At 69.7% G+C, this 1,142-nt stretch carries 1 pseudogene; it reads left to right on the top strand.

The features are described from left to right. Nucleotides 1–43: 43 nt before the first annotated feature. A pseudogene (locus G3436_RS26255) lies at nucleotides 44–1,142 on the top strand (patatin-like phospholipase family protein); the annotation flags it as partial.

The following is a 1,142-nucleotide window of genomic DNA, read 5'->3' as shown; positions in this document are numbered from 1 at the left end:
GCTTGCCAGCGAAGGCGTCGACACCGATCTCAGGGAGCAGTACATGTCAGCACCAACCCCCGTCACCGGCCTGATCCTCTCTGGCGGTGGCGCCCGTGCCGCCTATCAGGTCGGCGTACTGGCGGGCATCGCCGACCTGTTGCCAGCCGGCGCCGCCAATCCGTTCCCGGTGATCGTCGGCACGTCGGCCGGGGCCATCAATGCGGTGACCCTGGCCAGCGGTGCGCTGCATTTCGCCGATGCCATCCGCCGCCTCACCGGCTTCTGGCAAGGCTTTCGCAGCCACCAGGTGCTGCGCAGCGACTGGCCGGGGGTGATCCGCCAGGCCAGTCGCTTTGTCGGCCACAGCCTGCTGGGGCTCGGCGCGCAGGTGCCGGTGGCGCTGCTCGACAGCTCGCCGCTGCGCAAGCTGCTCAACCAGCACCTGGACATGGATGGCATCGGCCACGCCATCGAACAGCAGCACCTGCGTGCGTGGCGGTCACGGCGTTCGGCTACGAGTCTGGCCAGGCCGTGACCTTCTATCAGGGCAAGGGCGCCATCGAGCCCTGGCTGCGCCACCGGCGTATCGGCCTGCCGACCCGCCTGAGCGTCGAGCACCTGCTGGCCAGTTCGGCTATCCCGTTGCTGTTTGCGCCGATCAAGCTGGGTGAAGAGTTCTATGGCGACGGCGCGGTCCGCCAGTCGGCGCCGATCAGCCCGGCGCTGCACCTGGGCGCCAACCGCGTGCTGGTGGTGGGGGTCAGTGGCAACCCGCACCGCCCCACACCCGGCACCGCGCAGGCGCGTGTGTTCAGCGGCAAGCACCCGAGCCTGGCGCAGATCGGCGGGCACCTGCTCAACAGCACGTTCATCGACAGCCTGGAAGACGACCTGGAACTGCTGCAGCGGCTCAACCACCTCAGCCACCTGCTGCCCTCGGACCTGCAACCGCGGCGCCTGGGGCTGGCCCCGGTCGAGGTACTGGTGGTGGCGCCAGCCAACCGCTGGACGAAATCGCCGCCCGCCACCGGCGCGAACTGCCGGCCGCACTGCGCATGTTCCTGCGCGGGCCGGCGCGACCAAGACCAGCGGCGCCGGGGTGCTCAGCTATTGCTGTTCGAGGCCGGTTACTGCAGCGAACTGATCGAACTGGGCCGGCG

The sequence above is a fragment of the Pseudomonas brassicae genome (assembly GCF_010671725.1).
GTDB lineage: Bacteria > Pseudomonadota > Gammaproteobacteria > Pseudomonadales > Pseudomonadaceae > Aquipseudomonas > Aquipseudomonas brassicae.
This window is presented reverse-complemented; position numbering and strand designations above follow the sequence as displayed.